Annotated in this window: 20 protein-coding genes and 2 tRNA genes; 8 read left to right on the forward strand and 14 right to left on the reverse strand. The window is 57.2% G+C overall.

Annotated features, from left to right (window positions below; all coding sequences use genetic code 11):
• Window position 1: 1 nt before the first annotated feature.
• Both cmk and aroA read right to left on the reverse strand, forming a co-directional pair.
• Window positions 2–616 carry a (d)CMP kinase gene (gene cmk, locus FQB27_RS00990; RefSeq protein ID WP_169559010.1) on the reverse strand — a complete coding sequence of 205 codons (615 nt, stop codon included), beginning with the start codon at window positions 614–616 and terminating at the stop codon, window positions 2–4.
• Window positions 613–1,968 (reverse strand): 3-phosphoshikimate 1-carboxyvinyltransferase, encoded by a 1,356-nt coding sequence (gene aroA / locus FQB27_RS00995; RefSeq protein ID WP_169559011.1) that lies wholly within the window; start codon window positions 1,966–1,968, stop codon window positions 613–615. Before aroA ends, cmk begins: the two co-directional genes overlap by 4 nt.
• Window positions 1,969–2,175: 207 nt before the next feature.
• Here aroA and FQB27_RS01000 point away from each other — a divergent pair, with 207 nt between their 5' ends.
• Together FQB27_RS01000 and FQB27_RS01005 are read left to right on the forward strand one after the other, a co-directional pair.
• Window positions 2,176–2,499 carry a TIGR02300 family protein gene (locus FQB27_RS01000; RefSeq protein WP_169559012.1) on the forward strand — a complete coding sequence of 108 codons (324 nt, stop codon included), beginning with the start codon at window positions 2,176–2,178 and terminating at the stop codon, window positions 2,497–2,499.
• 121 nt (window positions 2,500–2,620) lie between these two features.
• Window positions 2,621–2,696 (forward strand) — tRNA-Ala (locus FQB27_RS01005).
• Window positions 2,697–2,770: 74 nt separating this feature from the next.
• Here FQB27_RS01005 and FQB27_RS01010 read toward each other — a convergent pair.
• Complete coding sequence (locus FQB27_RS01010; RefSeq protein ID WP_169559013.1) at window positions 2,771–3,052, reverse strand: hypothetical protein; 282 nt, start codon at window positions 3,050–3,052, stop codon at window positions 2,771–2,773.
• A gap of 366 nt (window positions 3,053–3,418) precedes the next feature.
• Here FQB27_RS01010 and nthA point away from each other — a divergent pair, with 366 nt between their 5' ends.
• From nthA to FQB27_RS01030, 4 genes are all read left to right on the forward strand, one after another.
• Window positions 3,419–4,039, forward strand: a complete 621-nt coding sequence (nthA, locus tag FQB27_RS01015) for a nitrile hydratase subunit alpha (protein WP_169559014.1) — start codon at window positions 3,419–3,421, stop codon at window positions 4,037–4,039.
• Entirely contained in the window at window positions 4,039–4,701 is a 663-nt protein-coding gene (nthB, locus tag FQB27_RS01020; protein ID WP_169559015.1) for a nitrile hydratase subunit beta, read from the forward strand. The genes nthA and nthB overlap by 1 nt, the downstream gene beginning before the upstream one ends.
• Window positions 4,698–5,069, forward strand: a complete 372-nt coding sequence (locus tag FQB27_RS01025) for a nitrile hydratase accessory protein (RefSeq protein WP_169559016.1) — start codon at window positions 4,698–4,700, stop codon at window positions 5,067–5,069. The genes nthB and FQB27_RS01025 overlap by 4 nt, the downstream gene beginning before the upstream one ends.
• 61 nt (window positions 5,070–5,130) lie before the next feature.
• On the forward strand, window positions 5,131–5,412 hold the full coding sequence (locus tag FQB27_RS01030) for a hypothetical protein (RefSeq protein ID WP_169559017.1): 282 nt from the start codon (window positions 5,131–5,133) through the stop codon (window positions 5,410–5,412).
• A gap of 91 nt (window positions 5,413–5,503) precedes the next feature.
• On the opposite strand, the gene FQB27_RS01035 is transcribed toward FQB27_RS01030, so the two are convergent.
• Entirely contained in the window at window positions 5,504–7,015 is a 1,512-nt protein-coding gene (locus FQB27_RS01035) for a 3-hydroxyacyl-CoA dehydrogenase (RefSeq protein ID WP_169559018.1), read from the reverse strand.
• A gap of 190 nt (window positions 7,016–7,205) precedes the next feature.
• Between FQB27_RS01035 and FQB27_RS01040 the strand changes: the two genes are divergently transcribed.
• A complete protein-coding gene (locus FQB27_RS01040; RefSeq protein WP_169559019.1) occupies window positions 7,206–7,664 on the forward strand; it encodes an Hsp20 family protein in 459 nt (152 codons plus the stop codon).
• A gap of 36 nt (window positions 7,665–7,700) precedes the next feature.
• Window positions 7,701–7,919, forward strand: coding sequence for a hypothetical protein (locus FQB27_RS01045; RefSeq protein WP_169559020.1), 219 nt, complete (start codon window positions 7,701–7,703; stop codon window positions 7,917–7,919).
• A 138-nt stretch (window positions 7,920–8,057) separates the two neighbouring features.
• Here the strand turns inward: FQB27_RS01045 and FQB27_RS01050 are convergent, their stop codons facing one another.
• The 10 genes from FQB27_RS01050 to FQB27_RS01095 form a co-directional block, all read right to left on the reverse strand.
• The gene (locus FQB27_RS01050) at window positions 8,058–9,122 is read right to left on the reverse strand and encodes a M23 family metallopeptidase (RefSeq protein WP_169559021.1); all 1,065 of its coding nucleotides are present in this window, start codon (window positions 9,120–9,122) and stop codon (window positions 8,058–8,060) included.
• Between the two features lie 163 nt (window positions 9,123–9,285).
• A complete protein-coding gene (gene ptsN / locus FQB27_RS01055) occupies window positions 9,286–9,744 on the reverse strand; it encodes a PTS IIA-like nitrogen regulatory protein PtsN (RefSeq protein WP_169559022.1) in 459 nt (152 codons plus the stop codon).
• Window positions 9,745–9,796: 52 nt separating this feature from the next.
• Entirely contained in the window at window positions 9,797–10,390 is a 594-nt protein-coding gene (hpf, locus tag FQB27_RS01060) for a ribosome hibernation-promoting factor, HPF/YfiA family (RefSeq protein WP_169559023.1), read from the reverse strand.
• 163 nt (window positions 10,391–10,553) lie between these two features.
• Entirely contained in the window at window positions 10,554–12,107 is a 1,554-nt protein-coding gene (rpoN, locus tag FQB27_RS01065) for an RNA polymerase factor sigma-54 (RefSeq protein WP_169559024.1), read from the reverse strand.
• 37 nt (window positions 12,108–12,144) lie between these two features.
• Window positions 12,145–12,918 (reverse strand): LPS export ABC transporter ATP-binding protein, encoded by a 774-nt coding sequence (gene lptB / locus FQB27_RS01070; protein ID WP_169559025.1) that lies wholly within the window; start codon window positions 12,916–12,918, stop codon window positions 12,145–12,147.
• Window positions 12,919–12,931: 13 nt separating this feature from the next.
• On the reverse strand, window positions 12,932–13,495 hold the full coding sequence (lptA, locus tag FQB27_RS01075) for a lipopolysaccharide transport periplasmic protein LptA (protein ID WP_169559026.1): 564 nt from the start codon (window positions 13,493–13,495) through the stop codon (window positions 12,932–12,934).
• Between the two features lie 17 nt (window positions 13,496–13,512).
• The gene (lptC, locus tag FQB27_RS01080; protein ID WP_169559027.1) at window positions 13,513–14,196 is read right to left on the reverse strand and encodes an LPS export ABC transporter periplasmic protein LptC; all 684 of its coding nucleotides are present in this window, start codon (window positions 14,194–14,196) and stop codon (window positions 13,513–13,515) included.
• A gap of 4 nt (window positions 14,197–14,200) precedes the next feature.
• Window positions 14,201–15,202, reverse strand: coding sequence for a KpsF/GutQ family sugar-phosphate isomerase (locus tag FQB27_RS01085; RefSeq protein WP_169559028.1), 1,002 nt, complete (start codon window positions 15,200–15,202; stop codon window positions 14,201–14,203).
• Between the two features lie 236 nt (window positions 15,203–15,438).
• Window positions 15,439–16,053 (reverse strand): ribonuclease D, encoded by a 615-nt coding sequence (locus tag FQB27_RS01090; protein WP_169559029.1) that lies wholly within the window; start codon window positions 16,051–16,053, stop codon window positions 15,439–15,441.
• A gap of 70 nt (window positions 16,054–16,123) precedes the next feature.
• Window positions 16,124–16,210: transfer RNA gene (locus tag FQB27_RS01095), tRNA-Leu, on the reverse strand.
• Window positions 16,211–16,304: the final 94 nt, after the last annotated feature.

Genomic DNA, 16,304 nt, shown 5'->3' on the forward strand with positions numbered 1-16,304 from the left:
CTTATTGGTCAATAATCTCATATGCCGCTTCAAGAGCCGCTTCTATATCCAAATTTGTCGTATCAAGCAAGTGCGCGTCGTCAGCTTTTGCAAGCGGCGCCGTATCCCGGCCCTTGTCACGGGCGTCCCGTTCCTCAAGGTCTTTCAGGATTTCCTCATATCGGACGGTCTGGCCCTTGCCGGTCAGTTCCTCAAAACGGCGCCGGGCCCGCACCTCGCTGCTGGCTGTGACGAACAGCTTCACATCCGCATCGGGGCAGACAACCGTCCCGATATCGCGGCCGTCAAGAACCGCGCCCGGCCCCTGTTTTGCAACGGTTCGCTGATAATCGAGAAGGGCGGCCCGTACGTCCTTGTTGGCCGCCACGATGGAGGCGGCATTGCCGGTCTCCTCGTTCCTGAGGTCTGGATCATCCAGTTTGATGGCCTCAACATTGCGGGCGGCGTCGAGGGCGGCAACCGGGTCATGGGGGTCCAGTCCGCGCCGCAGCAGGAACAGTCCCACCGCCCGGTAGAGCGATCCCGTATCCAGATATGTGAGGCCGTATTTACCGGCGATTCGCCGGGCCAAAGTGCCTTTTCCGGCGGCGACCGGTCCGTCTACTGCAATGATCATCCGGCCTGTTCCTCGGTGAATTTTGCGCCAAGATCGGTCATCAGGCGGGTAAAGCCCGGGAAGCTGGTTTCCATGACCCGGCCATCATCCACCGTGACCGGATGCTCGGTGCGCATCCCCAGCACAAGGAAGGACATGGCGATCCGGTGGTCCAGTTCGGTGGCGACGGTGGCACCGCCTTGGGGCGGGGTGGAACCGCTGCTATGAATGATCAGGCCATCCTCCAGTTCCTCGCAAGTGACACCGCAGGCCTTCAGGCCCTCGGCCATGACGGCAATGCGGTCACTTTCCTTGACCCGCAATTCTTCAAGGCCGCGCATGATTGTCGTGCCTTCCGCAAAGGCGGCGGCGACAAACAGGATCGGATATTCATCGATCATCGAAACCGCCCGCTCCGGCGGAACCTCGATCCCCTTCAGGGTGCCGCCCTGAATGCGGATATCGGCAACCGGCTCGCCGGCCTCGGTGCGCAGATTTTCGATGTCGATGGTGGCGCCCATGTCGCGCAATGTGGTGAAAATGCCGTCCCGAAGCGGGTTCATGCCCACATTGGTGATGCGGATATCGGAACCGGGGGTGATAGCGGCGGCCACAGCGGGAAACGCGGCAGAGGAGGGGTCCGCCGGGACAATGACATCGGCGGCCGTCAGTTCCTGTTGCCCGTCATAGCGGATAATGCGCCCACCGCCGGTATCGGTTTCCACCTCCACGCGGGCACCAAAGTGGCGCAGCATGTTTTCCGTATGGTCGCGGCTTGGTTTTGGCTCCACCACGGTTGTTGTGCCCGGTGTGTTGAGGGCAGCCAGCAGAATGGCCGACTTGACCTGCGCCGAGGCAACCGGCAGTTCATACCGGATCGGCATCAGGTCCCGGCCGGTAACAGCCAGCGGAAATCGGTCGCCGGACCGGCTGGTGACAACCGCGCCCATTTGCCCGATCGGGTCCGAGATTCGCCGCATGGGCCGTTTGTGAAGGGAGGCGTCGCCGCAAAAAAAGGTGGTGAACGGGGCGCTGGCCACAAGGCCCATCAGAAGCCGGGCGGCGGTTCCTGAATTCCCCATGTCCAGAACACGGTCCGGTTCGGTGAGGGCACCGACACCCCGGCCGGTTACGGCCCACGACCCGTCCGGTTGTTTTTCAACCCGGGCGCCAAGCTGGCGCATGGCCTCGGCGGTACATAATACATCCTCGCCTTCCAGAATACCGGTGACGCGGGTGGTTCCTGTTGCCGACCCTCCCAGAATCAGGGCGCGGTGGGACATGGATTTGTCGCCGGGGACGGTGATGGTTCCTGTCAGGGGGCCCGTGCGGTGCGACGAGACAGGTCTGGTTCCGGATTTCTGTGAATTCATTTCTTGGACAAACGCTGTATCAGGCGGCTGGTGTATTTTCAGCCGGGGGAGTTGAATTTTCATCCTGTTCTAACAAGGTTTTGCGCCAATGTCACACAGTTCCATGGCGCGGGCTTGCAAGAAAGTTTTGACAGGAGACGGTTATTCTGGCAATTCAGCGCAAATTGATTCTCGTTATATATCTGAAAACTGTTTTAAGAGGGTAAAATGGCAAAACCGGAATGGGGCGCAAAGCACGCTTGTTCTTCCTGCGGTACTCGCTTTTATGACATGTTGCGGAACCCGATTGTGTGCCCATCCTGCGGTAAAGAACATGTTCCCGAGAAACTTCTGAAGTCCCGTAAAACCGAGGACGTCAAACCGGTGAAGGCGGTCAAGGCTGCAAAACCCGGCGAGGATGAAGAAGAGGATACGCTTCTGGACGATGATGATCTTCTGGATGCGGATGATATCGATCTTCCGGATGATGACGACGATGATGATGATCTTTCCGGTGTTGTCAGCGCGCCAAAGACCAAGGAAGACGACTAGGAAAACTGCGGATTTCCGGGCTGGAGCAAGATGATTTTCAAAGAGAGTAAATTTTTACTTGAACTTTGAAACGCTTCGGCATAGTTTCCGTCCGCGTCGGAGATGATCCGGCGCATACTACGGGGCCATAGCTCAGTTGGGAGAGCGCTTGAATGGCATTCAAGAGGTCGTCGGTTCGATCCCGATTGGCTCCACCAGAATTCAAAAGGGCCTGACTGGAAACAGTCAGGCCCTTTGCTTTTTCAGGGTTTTTCCCGTTTGCAGCCCATATTCATTCCTTTTCGCCGTCCGGCCCGTCAGGGCCCTTGCGGAATTCCGCCGCGACCGATCGCCTGAACCAGCGGGAGGACGCCAGATCAAGAAGCCGGTGAATCGTTTCCTCATCAATGGGACGCCGTGCTGCGGGAGCGGTGCTGGGACGTTGGTCCGATATCCAGTCATCAATCAGGGGAAGGTCCCGGATACTGCTGGAGGAGGGAACATCGTAGGATTGACCGTCTATGGTGACGGAAAAGCCGCAGCCACTTGCATAGGATTTGATATCGTCGATCATGTCCGGCCTGTCTTTTAGTCTGTCTGTTTGCTGGTTGGTCGGGTGTATTGGCACGGATACGCAACAGGGCCTGAAAATCCCGTCCCCGGACCCGCCGGAATTTCCCAAACAATGACCTGTTCCATTGATATTGCGCAGGACCGGGACGGCATCAAGCAGGCGTAATAAAAAATAATCTTTTATATCAATGGGTTATAATAATTCTGGTTGAAACGAATCGACCCTGATTTCCCTGTTTCTGTGCCGTATATATTCAGAAAATATCAACTTTTCAGGGTGATGGTCCGGAACTGCTTGAAAAATGGTGAAAAACGGTCCCAAAATGGGAAGAACAATCGGCGCCGACAGAGCACAGGGAGACAGACCATGAGCCATAACCACAAACACAGTGCCCCCCTGCCGGAAACGGTCTTGCGGGTGAAAAGCCTGGAATCCCTGCTGGTGGAAAAGGGGCTCGTGGACAGTGCGGCGCTGGATCAACTGGTGGATCGGTATGAAAACCGTGTGGGGCCGCGAAACGGGGCTGCCGTGGTGGCCCGGGCGTGGACAGATGCGGCCTATCGGGACCGGTTGCTGGCGGATGGAACGGCCGCCATTGCCGAGATGGGATATACCGGTGCGCAAGGGGAACATATCATCGCCGTGGAGAATACGGACCGGGTGCATAACGTGGTCGTCTGCACCTTGTGTTCCTGCTATCCGTGGCCGGTACTGGGCCTGCCGCCCGTCTGGTACAAATCAGCCCCCTATCGATCCCGCGTGGTGCGGGAGCCGCGTGCGGTGCTGGCCGAGTTCGGCACCGTCCTGCCGGAGGATGTGGAGGTTCGTGTCTGGGACAGCACGGCGGAGACCCGCTATCTGGTTATTCCAAAGAGGCCGGACGGCACGGAGGGGATGAGCGCCGCAGAACTGGCCGAACTGGTCAATCGGGACAGCATGATCGGGACGCGGCTGGCCAGTAATGTCCAAGAGGGGGAGGCAGCCTGATGGATGGTGTACACGATATGGGCGGCATGCATGGCATGGGGCCTGTGGATATCGAGGAGAACGAACCGGTGTTCCACGCCGAGTGGGAAAAACGCATGTTTGCCCTGAACAATGCGGTCAGTGCCCTTGGCATTCGCAATATCGACGAATCCCGTCACGCCCGCGAACGGATGACGCCTGCGGCCTATCTGGCCAGCAGTTACTACGAGATCTGGCTGGACGGACTGGTCCGTATCCTGACGGAAAAAGGGGTGATCAGTGATCGGGAGCTGGCCGGTGAGATTGCACCGCTTCCCGTCACCGTTCCCCATAATCCGCCGCTGGCTGCCGCCGATGTGGATGCGATGATGGACAAGGGCGGGACCTATCGCCGGGAGACAGGGAAAGAAGCCCGTTTCAAGGTTGGCGATCGGGTGCGCGGGCGCAATATCCATCCGGCGGGGCATACGCGGCTGCCGCGCTATGCCCGGGACAAGGTGGGCGAGATCGTGGCCGATTACGGTCTGCATGTTTTCGCGGACAGTCAGGCCCACGGCGCGGAAAAGCCGCAGCATCTTTACAATGTCCGCTTTACCTCCCGCATGTTGTGGGGGGAGGACGGGAACGACCATGACGCCATTTATGTGGACCTTTGGGATGATCATCTGGAGCCGGCACCATGAGCAGTAACGACACCCTTGCAGAAAATCTGGACTTGCCCCGGGATGACGGCGGCCCGGTGTTTGAGGAACCGTGGCAGGCACAGGCCTTTGCCCTGACCGTCAAGCTGAACGAGCAGGGATGCTTTTCATGGTCGGAATGGGCCGATATCTTCGGCGCGGAAATTGCCCGCGCCACAAAGGCGGGGCGCGGCTGTGGCAATGAGGATTATTATCTGTGCTGGCTGGCGGCGCTGGAAAGGATCATCGAGGAGAAGAATATCCTGACCCGGGACCAGTTGCTGGCCCGCAAAGAGGCGTGGCGGCACGCAGGAGAGCATACGGAGCATGGCCAGCCGATTGTTCTTGGGGACGGGCCGGGCGGCCATTAAACGCTTTGATTCCCGCCGCAATAGCGGTATGAGTTGGCCTTCATTTGACGAATATACAGGTATGAACGTGCAGGATACACCCCCATTTGCCATGCCGGACATGGAGACCAAGGATAAGCTGGACAAGGCAGCAGCGATCATTACGGCAAAGCTGGATCAGGCCTTGCAGGATTGCGTTGAGGCCGGGCTGGAACGGGATCATTTCAATGCCGCCATTGTGGCAACCCTGTTTCAGGCCATGGAAACCAGTCTGGGCGGCGCGGCCCCGCTGGCGGGTGCGTTGACGGAAATGGCCCGGATGGCCTCCGAGGCTGCCGAGAAGGAAGCCGGAAACGCCAACTGAGCCACCTGAGGCACCCCAGAGAACCAAGCATTGAAAAAGGCGCCGCAAAGGGCGCCTTTTTCGTTATTCACGGCTTGCAGGAAGCCTGAAATCAGTCGGCTGTGTGGATCGGCAGGTCCAGCAGGGCCCGACGACGCAGCCACTGGCTGGGACGATAGCGTTCCTCGCCGGTGATTTCCTGCAGGGATTCCAGAATTTGCAGGGTGTTCTTCGCGCCCATGAAATCGGCCAGTTCCAACGGTCCATGCGGATAGTTGAGACCAAGTTTCATGCCCTTGTCGATATCTTCCGGGGTTGCCACCTGGATCTGGGCCATTTCACAGCCAAGATTGGCGACCATGGCGCGGATCCGCTGGGCGACGAAGCCGGGGGAATCCTTGACCCGTGTGACGGAAGCGGAATTCTGACGGATGGCGGCCATCACACCGGCAACCACCGCATCATCCGCACCCGGTGCGGCCATGACAGTGGTGTGGGTATGGGTGCCGGTCAGCATGTCGATGGCGACAAGACGCTTGGCATCCAGACGCAGGCGGATGGCAAGGGCGGTACAGTCCTCACCGACCGGGGCGGCCAGAATGGGGCTTGTGCCATCGTCGGTGGACAGGATGGTGACACCGATATCCCGGAGCAGGGCTTCAAGGTCCGAATTGGGTTCGGCCAGATAGGCGCTCTTGATCGGGGCGACGGCTTCCGGTTTTGACAGCTCCGGACGGATGATGTTTCCATCGGCGTCATAGTCATAGAAACCGGCCTTGGTCTTGCGGCCCAGACGCCCGGCTTCCATCATGCTTTCATGCAGCGGATAGGTGGACAGGCGCTTGTCCTGGAAATAGCCGTTATAGATGATCTGGCTGACCGGGAAGTTCACATCGATGCCGGTCAGGTCCATCAGTTCGAACGGGCCCATGCGGAAACCGCAGGCATCGCGCATGATGGCGTCCACCTCATGCGGCTCGGCAATCCCTTCAGAGACAATGCGCAGGCCTTCGGTGGTGTAGGCACGGCCGCCCAGATTGACGAGGAAGCCCGGCGCGTCCTTGACCACGACAGGGACCCGGCCCATGCGCTTGCCAATGATTTCGAGGGCCTTTGTGGTCTCGGCGGAAGTATCGGTACCGTTGATGACCTCAACCAGTTTCATCAGCGGAACCGGGTTGAAGAAATGCAGGCCGGCAATGCGGTGGCGCCGCTGAACGGCAGAGGCGATGCTGGAAATCCGGATGCTGGAGGTGTTGGAGGCGATGATGGTATCTTCGCGGACAACGGCCTCGATCTGCTGGAAAACCTTTTGTTTGATGTCGATATTTTCAACAATGGCTTCAACGACAAGATCACAATCGGCGAAATCATCGAGGGTCTTGGCGACGGAAAGGCGGGAAATGGCGGCGCTGGCGTCTTCGGCGCTCATCCGGCCTTTTTCGGCGGCGCGGTTCACCATGGAGGCGATATAATCCGTTGCGGCCGCGGCGGCACCGTCTGCCGCATCGAAAATAATGGCGTTCATGCCACCGGTAACTGAAACCTGTGCAATACCGCGTCCCATTGCACCGGCACCTACGATCCCGACCTTGAGGGAGGGTTTATTGGGGTCGATCGTCATTGTTTTTTATTTCCTTCTTTTGGGTGTTCCAAGTTTCGCGCTGCATCCTGCCTTCTGAAAAAGGAAAGAGCAACCTTGATGACGCGCATAAGGCAACCTAAATTATGATTAGAAACAGTGCCAGACCGGGCTGTTTCCCGGATGCCGGTTATCGGATTCGAAGTTGCTCGCTCAATAGAGGAGATCGCGTATGCCTCGCGTATCCATGTTTAACAGCCCACATTTGCTGGGTTTCGATCATTTCGAGCATATGCTCGACCAACTCTCCAAGTCCGGTGGGGACGGCTATCCTCCCTATAACATCGAACAGGTTGCTGATAATCACCTCAGAATTTCCCTGGCGGTGGCCGGATTTAATGAGGAAGACCTGAAGATAACACTGGAACAAAACCAGCTAATCATTCATGGTAAGCAGAAGGAAGATACAGGGCGCGTATACCTGCACCGTGGTATTGCGGCACGCCAGTTCCAGAAAAAGTTTGTTCTGGCCGAAGGCGTGGAGGTATCCGGCGCCGAGATGAATAATGGAATGTTGCATATTGATCTGAACCTGCCGTTGCAGTCCAAGGACGTGACCCGCATTCAGATCAAGACCGGGGGACAATCCCGGGGCATGAAAACCATCGGTTCATCGGAAACAGTAGAGTGATCCTTGTCGGATCAGTCGGTTTAGAGGAGTAGTGTGATGCAGTATCAACAAACCGTTCTTCGCCAGATCAGCCCTGCGGCGCTTGCTGTTCTGGGCTCCATGGATATGGCTTATATCCGTAAGGTTGAGGAAGACGGAACCGAACTCTATGCCATTTTTTCTGCGGACGGCCATCGTCTTGGCGAGGAAGAAAGCATTGAAGTGGCGCAGATTGTCAGCCGCCAGAACGATCTTGAGGCCTTTCTGGTCAACTGACCACCAGAAGCCCTGAAAGGGATGCCGGGTCCGATCCGGGTCCGGCCGCCCCCCATCTGAGGCCCCCTAGCAGGCCCTCTATCCCCGCTCCTTGTAAGAGGGGCGGCCGCCTTCCCCCGCAATCAGGCCTTTCCCGGGTCATTCCGCAATAATCAGGGCGTCATCGCTGACGGTTTGTCCTTCGCGTTCCAGCAAAACAGTTCCGCGATAGGCCCCCGGCTTCCAGCCCCCCTCGGGGCGCTTCACACCAATATACCGGGTTTCCGCAATACGGTTTCGGGTGCGGGGCGGCGTGGTATGGGTTGCCAGAACCTGACCCTCCGGACCGGTGATGGTCAGGGTGACCACATCCCCCTGTTTGCCGCCGATATAGTAGGTCCAGAAAAACAGGGTCGGGGCCATGGGGGGCAGTACGGATTCGGCCTTGTCGCCGCTTTCAAGATCCCGGCGGCCGGTTGGTCTGGTTTCGGAAAATCCCGTATTGATAAAAGCCTGATCCCGGTAGTCCAGTTGTTGCAATGCCAGATCCGACCAGTAGGTCTGGCGGATATCGCCGCACCCGTCGGCACTGTCGCGGCCTGAAAAGGGGTCAATGCCGACCTGTCCGCGCCGCAGTTCAAAATGAAGGTGCGGGAAATCGGTCAGTCCCGACATGCCGACCTGCCCCAGCAGATCCCCTTTCCTGACCGTCTGGCCCTTGGTGACGGTGATGCTGTTATTCTTGAGATGGGCGTATGTGCTGGTCCATCCGCCACCATGGTCAAGGGTCACCGCATTGCCAAGCCCGATCTTGTATATTTCCTTTTTCTTTTCCGGCGAATAGCTGCTGAAATAGGTGTCGGGAACGCCGTTTCGCAAATTGACAACGATGCCATCGGCCGCCGCCACAACCTCGACACCGGATCGCATATCCGCCAGCGTCCGCACCCGGATATCGGTGCCGCCATGCCCGTCATAGGTCATGCTGCCGCAGCGATAGTCGTGGGCGGCTTTTGTCGGGTCCAGATCAATATAATGCTGGATGAAGCAGTCCGCACCCAGGGTGCACCGGAGCGGCAGGTCCAGAAACGGTGGGCGATCCTTGAGAATATTGTCCGCAAGGCTTGTGGGGACAGACAGAACACCCAGACTGGCGATCAGGGTCAGGCAGAGAAGTAGGGGGCGGAACAGGGGCATGGACCGGGGCTCGTTGTTTTTCTTCATATGACAATAGTCTTTAATTTTGACTTTATCATGAAGTCTGGGCCGATCGGGGCCAAAGTCCAGCGGGTTTTTTGGAAGGGGCGGGGCCGGGATTGTCTGCCTTGGGGAAAAAAAACAGGCCCTGAGGGGCCTGTTTTCCGGTTGTGAAGGGTGCGATCCGCTGTTACGCCGTGACGCTGTCCTCGGTCAGGACGGCAAACAGGGCATCCGCATTTTCCGTGCCGCGTAACCGTTCGCAACGGTTGGTGTCCCGCAAGGTACGGGACACACGCGCCAGGGCTTTCAGGTGATCTGCGCCCCCGTCATCGGGGGCCAGAAGAAGAAAGACCAGATCCACCGGCATGTCATCCATGGCATCGAAATCCACGCTTGAATCCAGACGGGCAAAAAAGCCGTGGATTTTTTTCAGGGATTTCAACTTGCCGTGGGGAATGGCAATACCCTTCCCCACGCCTGTGGTTCCCAGCCGTTCCCGCTCGATCAGAACGGTGAGGATATCTCTCTCACTACAGCCGGTCGCAACAGCCGCCCGCCTTGCAAGCTCCTGCAAGACCTGTTTCTTGCTGGATGCCTTTACATCCACAAAAACAGTTTGCGGGCTGATAAGTTCAGCTATTTCCATGATCCTCTTGTCATCTGGTCAAAATTGAACTGAACGCACCCGTCTACAGGCTTTAGCCGACCTTTTCAACCTTGGGGTCGATCCAGCCGATATTCCCGTCAGAACGGCGATAAATGACATTCAGTCCTTTCGTTCCTGAATTGTGGAACATCATCGCTGGCAAATTTGCCAGATCCATCCTCATTACGGCCTCACCAACGGAACAATCCGGAATATCGGCATTGCTCTCTGCAATGATGATCGGTTGCCATTCGTCGGAAGCATGATCGTCTTCGGGGGCTTCCTCAGGCTCCGGCGCCAGAATATAGGCCTGCGCCGCCATGGCCATCTTGGCCTTGGCCCGCTCCTTGCCGTGGTGATCCTTGAGCCGTCTTTTATACCTTCTCAATTGTTTGTCAATGCGTTCTGCTGCCGCATCAAAGCACGCATGGGGGTCCACATGACTGGCCGAGGAGGAAACATCAATCCCCGATCCGATGTGGACACTGCATTCAATATGGAAGTTGTGGTTGATCCGGCTAAGGGTAACCTGGGCGTCAATGGCGTTTGTGAAATACTTCTGGACGCGCTCGTTCAAGCCATCCGTAACATAGTTTGTGAATGCATCACCGACATCGACCTGCTTACCTTTAACAATCACATGCATGTGCTTATCCAATTCTAGAAGTCAAAGAGTACACACCTGAATTCGCTTGTTCTCATTTGTGGGAATTCAGGACCAAAGGCAGTCCAAAACATGGAATATGTTGGGACGAATTAACCTCGTTGCACAGGTGGTTCCATTTTCTTAGCCCCTTTTTAGCCCCTTTTCAGGATCTGATCAGTTGCTTCTTCTGCCTTCTGCGTTCCACAGAAGACGGTATCTTGAGCGCATCCCTGTATTTGGCGACAGTTCGCCGCGCGATATCAATCCCCTCATTCTTCATCAATTCGACGATCTTGTCATCAGAAAGGATAGCGTTCGGCTTTTCCCCGTCAACAAGCTGCTTCAGTTTGTGGCGGACCGCCTCGGCGGACAAGGCATCGCCCCCGGCGGTTGAATTGATGGCGGATGTAAAGAAATATTTCAGTTCAAACAGTCCCCTGTCACAGGACAGGAACTTGTTGGCAGTCACCCGGCTGACCGTGCTTTCATGCATTCCGATCGCATCGGCAATCGCCTTCAGGTTCAGCGGGCGCAGATACTGAACGCCATGCGTGAAAAAGGTTTCCTGTTGCCGAACCAGTTCCGTTGTCACCTTCAAGATCGTATTAGCCCTTTGTTCCAGGGATTTGACCAGCCAGTTCGCCGTATTCAGGCAATCGGACAGGTACTCCTTTTCCCCTTTTTTCAGTGCCTTAGTATTTAGTTGGGCATGATAGCGGTTGTTTACAAGAACCTTGGGCAGGGTTTCGCTGTTCAGTTCAATATGCCAGGTCCCGTCCGGGTTTCGGGTAATGAATACATCCGGTATGACGGTGTCGGTGCGTTCGCTGCTGAATTTCAGGCCGGGCTTGGGGTCCAGTTCACGGATTTCCGCAATCATGTCGGTCAGGTCTTCCTGATCCACACCGCACCGGGCTTGCAGGCCTTTCAAGTCCCCCTTGGCCAGAAGTGGCAGATTTTCCAGAAAAACCTGCATGATCGGGTCCAACCGGTCCTTGTCTTTCAGTTGCAGGGCCAGACAATCAGCCAGATCGCGGGCAAAGACACCGGCAGGCTCGAAGCCGCGGAGAATGTCCAAAGCCTCGGTTACCTGCTGTTCGTCACAGTTCAGGGTTTGGGCAATATCAGTCGGGCTTTCCGTGAAATAGCCTGCCTCGGATACAAGGTCGATCAGATAGACCGCGATGAATTTGATGGGGGCCGAGAGCCGCACCAGATTGAGCTGCGCGGTCAGGTGGTCCTGAAGGGTCAGGTCCTCGCTGAGGGTGTTTTCAAGGCTGTAATCGTTGCCGCTGTAACTGCCGGAGCCAGCGGCGGCGAGATAGCCGGTGTCGGTCCCATCGGCCAGCGAGGCCGGCGCGGCACCATCGGCGCTGCTGTCATTGTTGTAAAGGTTGTCGTAATCCGTATCCAGCGGGCTGTCTGCGGTTTCGGGCAGGGCCGTCGCCTCGCCAAGGGACAGGTCGTCAAGGGCACCGGCATCATTCTGCCAGTCATCCTCGAACCCGGTATCCTTGTCGCTGACTACATCAAGGGGGGTATCGGGGCTGCTGTCGCCTTCGTTCCGGTCCAGCAGGGGGTTCTTTTCCAGTTCCTGCTCGACAAAGGCGGACAAATCCAGATTGGACAGTTGCAACAGTTTGATTGCCTGCTGCAATTGGGGAGTCATGACAAGTTGCTGACTCTGTTTTATTTCCAGTCTGGGGGCTAAAGCCATCTCAACTCCCGCTCAACTTTGATACCCGTAACCCGGCTCAAAGATTGAAGCGGTCTCCCAGATAGACGCGTCTAACGCCTTCGTCGGCGACAATCTCTGACGGGGTGCCTTCCTTTATGACATGCCCTTCGTTAAGAATGTATGCCCGATCGATAATTTCCAGGGTCTCCCGGACATTATGTTCGGTGATCAGCACGCCGATGCCGCGATCTTTCAGATGGGCGATCAAGTCCCGGATGTCGCCAACGGCAATGGGGTCGATCCCGGCAAAGGGCTCATCCAGCATAATATAACTGGGTTTGCTGGCAAGGGCGCGGGCAATTTCAACACGCCGCCGCTCGCCGCCGGACAGGGCCACCGCCGGGGTGCGCCGCAGATGGGTGATGGAAAACTCGGCCAGAAGCTCTTCCAGCATGTTTTCCCGCTTCACCTGTACCGGTTCGATCAGTTCCAGAACAGAGCGGATATTCTGCTCCACATTCATGCCCCGGAAGATGGAGGCTTCCTGCGGCAGATACCCGATGCCAAGACGGGCCCGCCGGTACATGGGCAGGCGGGTCACCTCAACCCCGTCGAGGGTGATGGTGCCGTAATCGGGCCTGAGAAGGCCGGACATGATGTAGAAACTGGTTGTCTTGCCGGCCCCGTTAGGACCCAGCAGGCCGACCGCCTCGCCCCGGTGGACGGCAATGTCCACACCGCGCAGGACAGGACGCTTCTTGAAGCTCTTGCCGATATTCTCGGCAATCAGGCCGGAATTGTTTGTGACCAGCCGGGGGCCGTTCTCGGTCCCGTGATTTTCCTGATCCATACTACCCCCCACGCTACTCGGCTTTGTTGCCGGGGACGAAAATGCCGCGAACCCGGCCGCTGCTATTACCGGTTCCTGTGCCCTCGATGCGGCTTTTGCCGGAGACCAGATCAAGGCTGACCTTCTGTCCCTTGAGAACGTTCTGCCCCTGCGTCAGAACCACATTGCCCAGCAGATCGATACGTTTGTTGATCACGTCGTAAATGCCGCGCTCGCCTTCGGCGGTTTCGCGGGGGCTGGACATGAAGACGTTCCCCTCTGCCTCGATGGAGCGAATATTGGCCGGTCCGTCATTGCCCGCCGCCTGTTTGCTGTCCGACTTGTTCATGTAGAAAACCGTCAACCGATCGGCTTTCAGGCGAATGTCGCCCTGCAGGACCTGAACGTTGCCGGCGAAGGTGGCGCTTTGATCCGTTTGCTGGACTTCCAGCACATCGGCCAGAATTTCAATGGGTTGATCCGTGTCAAATGCACCGGTCAGCGCCGATTGTGCCGTCGCTGGTAAAGGCATGCCCAGAAAAGCCAGTACAAGGCCCGTTGCAAGAAGGCCAAGACAATAGGAATAAAAACGCGTCATAGTCATCCAGTTCACGCTTAAGGATAGAGGGTCATTTTGACATGCCCCTCAAACCGTATGTTACCATTTAATTGATTTGCCACAAGACTATCCGCTTCGATTTTCCCCATCGGCCCATGCCCTTGCAGGCCATCCGGGCTCTTGATAATCCGGTCTTTCATCAGGACGCGGGCAGTTTGGGCATAAATCTGGTTACCGGTATCCGAGAAAATCTCGATCCCCCCGGCCAGATCAAGGATGCCGGTTTCCGTATCCAGCGTGCCGTTTGGCGCCGACAGGGACAGCCAGTCGCCATTGGCCAGAAAGATATCGGCCTGAATGTTCACAAGGCCGATTTCACGGGCATTGGTGTCCATCTGGGTCGCGCTGTCGGCGGTGACCACATATTGCTGGGCACCGGAATCGCTGGAGATGAAGCGGGGGTTGTTCATGGTCAGCTTGTCGTCGGTCCAGTCTGTATCGCTGTATTCCAGACTGATGGGGTTTCCTTCTTCTTCCAGCGAGGGGATCAGGAAGGCAAGACCGACAAGGATCAGGGCCAGAACCGGCAACAGGAATTTCATGATGGCAACAAACCGGGTGTGCTGCCCCGCCCGCCGGGCGTGGTTGCTCAGGTCTGTTCGGGTTCCGGCTCCCAGGAAACTCCGTTTCCCGCCGGGCGTTCCGGAATGCTTGTCGGCGGGTGTGCTGTCGCGGTTCATCAGGTTACATGACGCCGCTGCGCAGGCAATCATGGACGCTGATAATGCCTACGGGTCGGGTGTCTTCGGCCACGAACAGGCAGGTAATCCCGCCAAAGCCCTTGGAATTCATCTGGTTCAGCGCCTCGGCAGCCAGCGCCCGCGGGGCAATGGTCTGGGGCGACCGGGTCATGACCTCCCGCGCCGGTTTGCCCAGCAGGTCGTTGCCCATATGGCGGCGCAGGTCCCCATCCGTGATGATGCCGATCAGCAAGCCGTCCGCATCCGTAATTCCGACGCAGCCGAAACTTTTGGCGGTCATTTCAATCAGCACAGATGTCATGGGGGTTTCTTCATCGACCAGTGGCATGGCGTCGCCATCATGCATCAGGTCGCTGACCCGCAGCAGGGAGCCGCCCAGCTTGCCGCCCGGATGAAAGACATGGAACTGATCTGCGGAAAAGCCGCGCCGCTCCAGCAGGGCAATGGCAAGGGCATCGCCCATGGCCAGGGTCAATGTGGTTGAGGTGGTCGGGGCCAGTCCGATGGAGCAGGCCTCGGGCGCGTCGGGCAGGATCAGGGCCACGTCGCTTTGCCGGGCCAGTGTGCTGTCCGCCTTGCCGACAATGGCCAGCAGCGGAATATTGAACCGCCGGGTATAGGCAATGATATCGGCCAGTTCCAGCGTGCCGCCGGAATTGGACAGGCAAAGCACCACATCATCCTGTGTAATCATGCCAAGGTCGCCGTGACTGGCCTCGCCGGGATGAACAAACTGGGCCGGGGTGCCGGTGGAGGCCATGGTGGCGGTAATTTTCTTGCCGATATGGCCGCTTTTGCCCATGCCGCTGACAATGACGCGGCCCTTGGCGTTAAAAATCAGGTCAATGGCCTTGACGAATTCGCCGTTCAGTTCCTGCTCCATTTTCAGGAGGGCCTCGGCCTCGATTTTCAGGACACGCCGGGCCGATGCCAGATCGTCATGGGCGGAATTCTTGGTGAAGGCGGCATCCCTGGAAATTGTCATACTGGCTTTCTGTCTAAAAACTGTCTTGCAGGTCACCATCGGCAACGGGTGGATGACGGCGGTGTGCTTGCCGGAAATATAAGCAAAACCCCCTTCATTCACAAGGATTTCATCTTTCCTGTTCCTGTCCGTCGGGGCAGGGGATGGGAAGGGGGGACGGGTGCATTTCAGGGTTGAAATGCGGGTATTCCTGTTCTGTCGCGCAGGGCCCCCTCAAGGGGCCGTCCTGTCAGGGGTCAGGAATGGGCGAAAATATCCGTTTCATCCCAGCCAACAAGGTCCAGACGGGCGCGGGTCGGCAGGAAGCGGAAGCATTGTGCGGCCAGATCCGTCCGGCCTTCCCGTTCCAGCATCACATTCAGCGCGTCCCGCAGCTGATGCAGGTAAAGAACATCAGAGGCGGCATATTCCTGCTGGGCAACGGTCAGTTCCGGTGCCCCCCAGTCAGAGCTTTGCTGTTGTTTGGAGATGTCGACGCCCAGCAGTTCCTGACACAGATTCTTGAGGCCGTGACGATCCGTATAGGTGCGGATAAGGCGCGAGGCGATTTTCGTGCAGTAAACGGGATCGCAGGTCACGCCGAGATACTTTTCCAGCACGGCAATATCGAAACGGCCAAAATGGAACAGCTTGAGGCGTTCGGGGTCGGCCAGTTGGCGGACCAGATTGGGGGCATCGTAGGATGTGCCATCGAACTTCACTAGATGGGCATCCCCATCCCCGGCAGAAAGCTGCACAAGGCAAAGCCGGTCCCGATGGGGCAACAGACCCATGGTCTCGGTATCCACGGCAATTTCACGACCAAGGTCGATCGTGTCGGGAAGATCGTTGTGGTGAAGAAAAATTGCCACTCGTGCCTCCATTACGGCCCGCTTGCCGAATAGAGGGGTGGCGCAACCGTCAAATTATTTATCTTGCGGTTGGTGCCCAGGAGAAGACTCGAACTTCCACTTCCATACGGAAACTAGCACCTGAAGCTAGCGCGTCTACCAATTCCGCCACCTGGGCAACTCAGTGAGGCCATCTGATATAAATTGCTGGACCGGATGTCAACAAACTTTCTTCAAAGAAGTGCATTTTTTATTCTTTTAACTTGGCCTTC

The organism is Sneathiella chinensis (assembly GCF_012720115.1).
Classification (GTDB): Bacteria; Pseudomonadota; Alphaproteobacteria; order Sneathiellales; family Sneathiellaceae; genus Sneathiella; species Sneathiella chinensis.

Coding starts and splice junctions, on each gene's coding strand:
- FQB27_RS01050 (WP_169559021.1), bottom strand. CDS start 9,122: ATGAAGAAAAACAACGAGCCCCGGTCCATGCCCCTGTTCCGCCCCCTA.
- FQB27_RS01035 (WP_169559018.1), bottom strand. CDS start 7,015: ATGACGATCGACCCCAATAAACCCTCCCTCAAGGTCGGGATCGTAGGT.
- FQB27_RS01045 (WP_169559020.1), top strand. CDS start 7,701: ATGCAGTATCAACAAACCGTTCTTCGCCAGATCAGCCCTGCGGCGCTT.
- FQB27_RS01025 (WP_169559016.1), top strand. CDS start 4,698: ATGAGCAGTAACGACACCCTTGCAGAAAATCTGGACTTGCCCCGGGAT.
- hpf (WP_169559023.1), bottom strand. CDS start 10,390: ATGCATGTGATTGTTAAAGGTAAGCAGGTCGATGTCGGTGATGCATTC.
- nthB (WP_169559015.1), top strand. CDS start 4,039: ATGGATGGTGTACACGATATGGGCGGCATGCATGGCATGGGGCCTGTG.
- rpoN (WP_169559024.1), bottom strand. CDS start 12,107: ATGGCTTTAGCCCCCAGACTGGAAATAAAACAGAGTCAGCAACTTGTC.
- aroA (WP_169559011.1), bottom strand. CDS start 1,968: ATGAATTCACAGAAATCCGGAACCAGACCTGTCTCGTCGCACCGCACG.
- lptB (WP_169559025.1), bottom strand. CDS start 12,918: ATGGATCAGGAAAATCACGGGACCGAGAACGGCCCCCGGCTGGTCACA.
- cmk (WP_169559010.1), bottom strand. CDS start 616: ATGATCATTGCAGTAGACGGACCGGTCGCCGCCGGAAAAGGCACTTTG.
- ptsN (WP_169559022.1), bottom strand. CDS start 9,744: ATGGAAATAGCTGAACTTATCAGCCCGCAAACTGTTTTTGTGGATGTA.
- lptC (WP_169559027.1), bottom strand. CDS start 14,196: ATGAACCGCGACAGCACACCCGCCGACAAGCATTCCGGAACGCCCGGC.
- FQB27_RS01000 (WP_169559012.1), top strand. CDS start 2,176: ATGGCAAAACCGGAATGGGGCGCAAAGCACGCTTGTTCTTCCTGCGGT.
- lptA (WP_169559026.1), bottom strand. CDS start 13,495: ATGACGCGTTTTTATTCCTATTGTCTTGGCCTTCTTGCAACGGGCCTT.
- FQB27_RS01040 (WP_169559019.1), top strand. CDS start 7,206: ATGCCTCGCGTATCCATGTTTAACAGCCCACATTTGCTGGGTTTCGAT.
- FQB27_RS01030 (WP_169559017.1), top strand. CDS start 5,131: ATGAACGTGCAGGATACACCCCCATTTGCCATGCCGGACATGGAGACC.
- FQB27_RS01010 (WP_169559013.1), bottom strand. CDS start 3,052: ATGATCGACGATATCAAATCCTATGCAAGTGGCTGCGGCTTTTCCGTC.
- FQB27_RS01085 (WP_169559028.1), bottom strand. CDS start 15,202: ATGACAATTTCCAGGGATGCCGCCTTCACCAAGAATTCCGCCCATGAC.
- nthA (WP_169559014.1), top strand. CDS start 3,419: ATGAGCCATAACCACAAACACAGTGCCCCCCTGCCGGAAACGGTCTTG.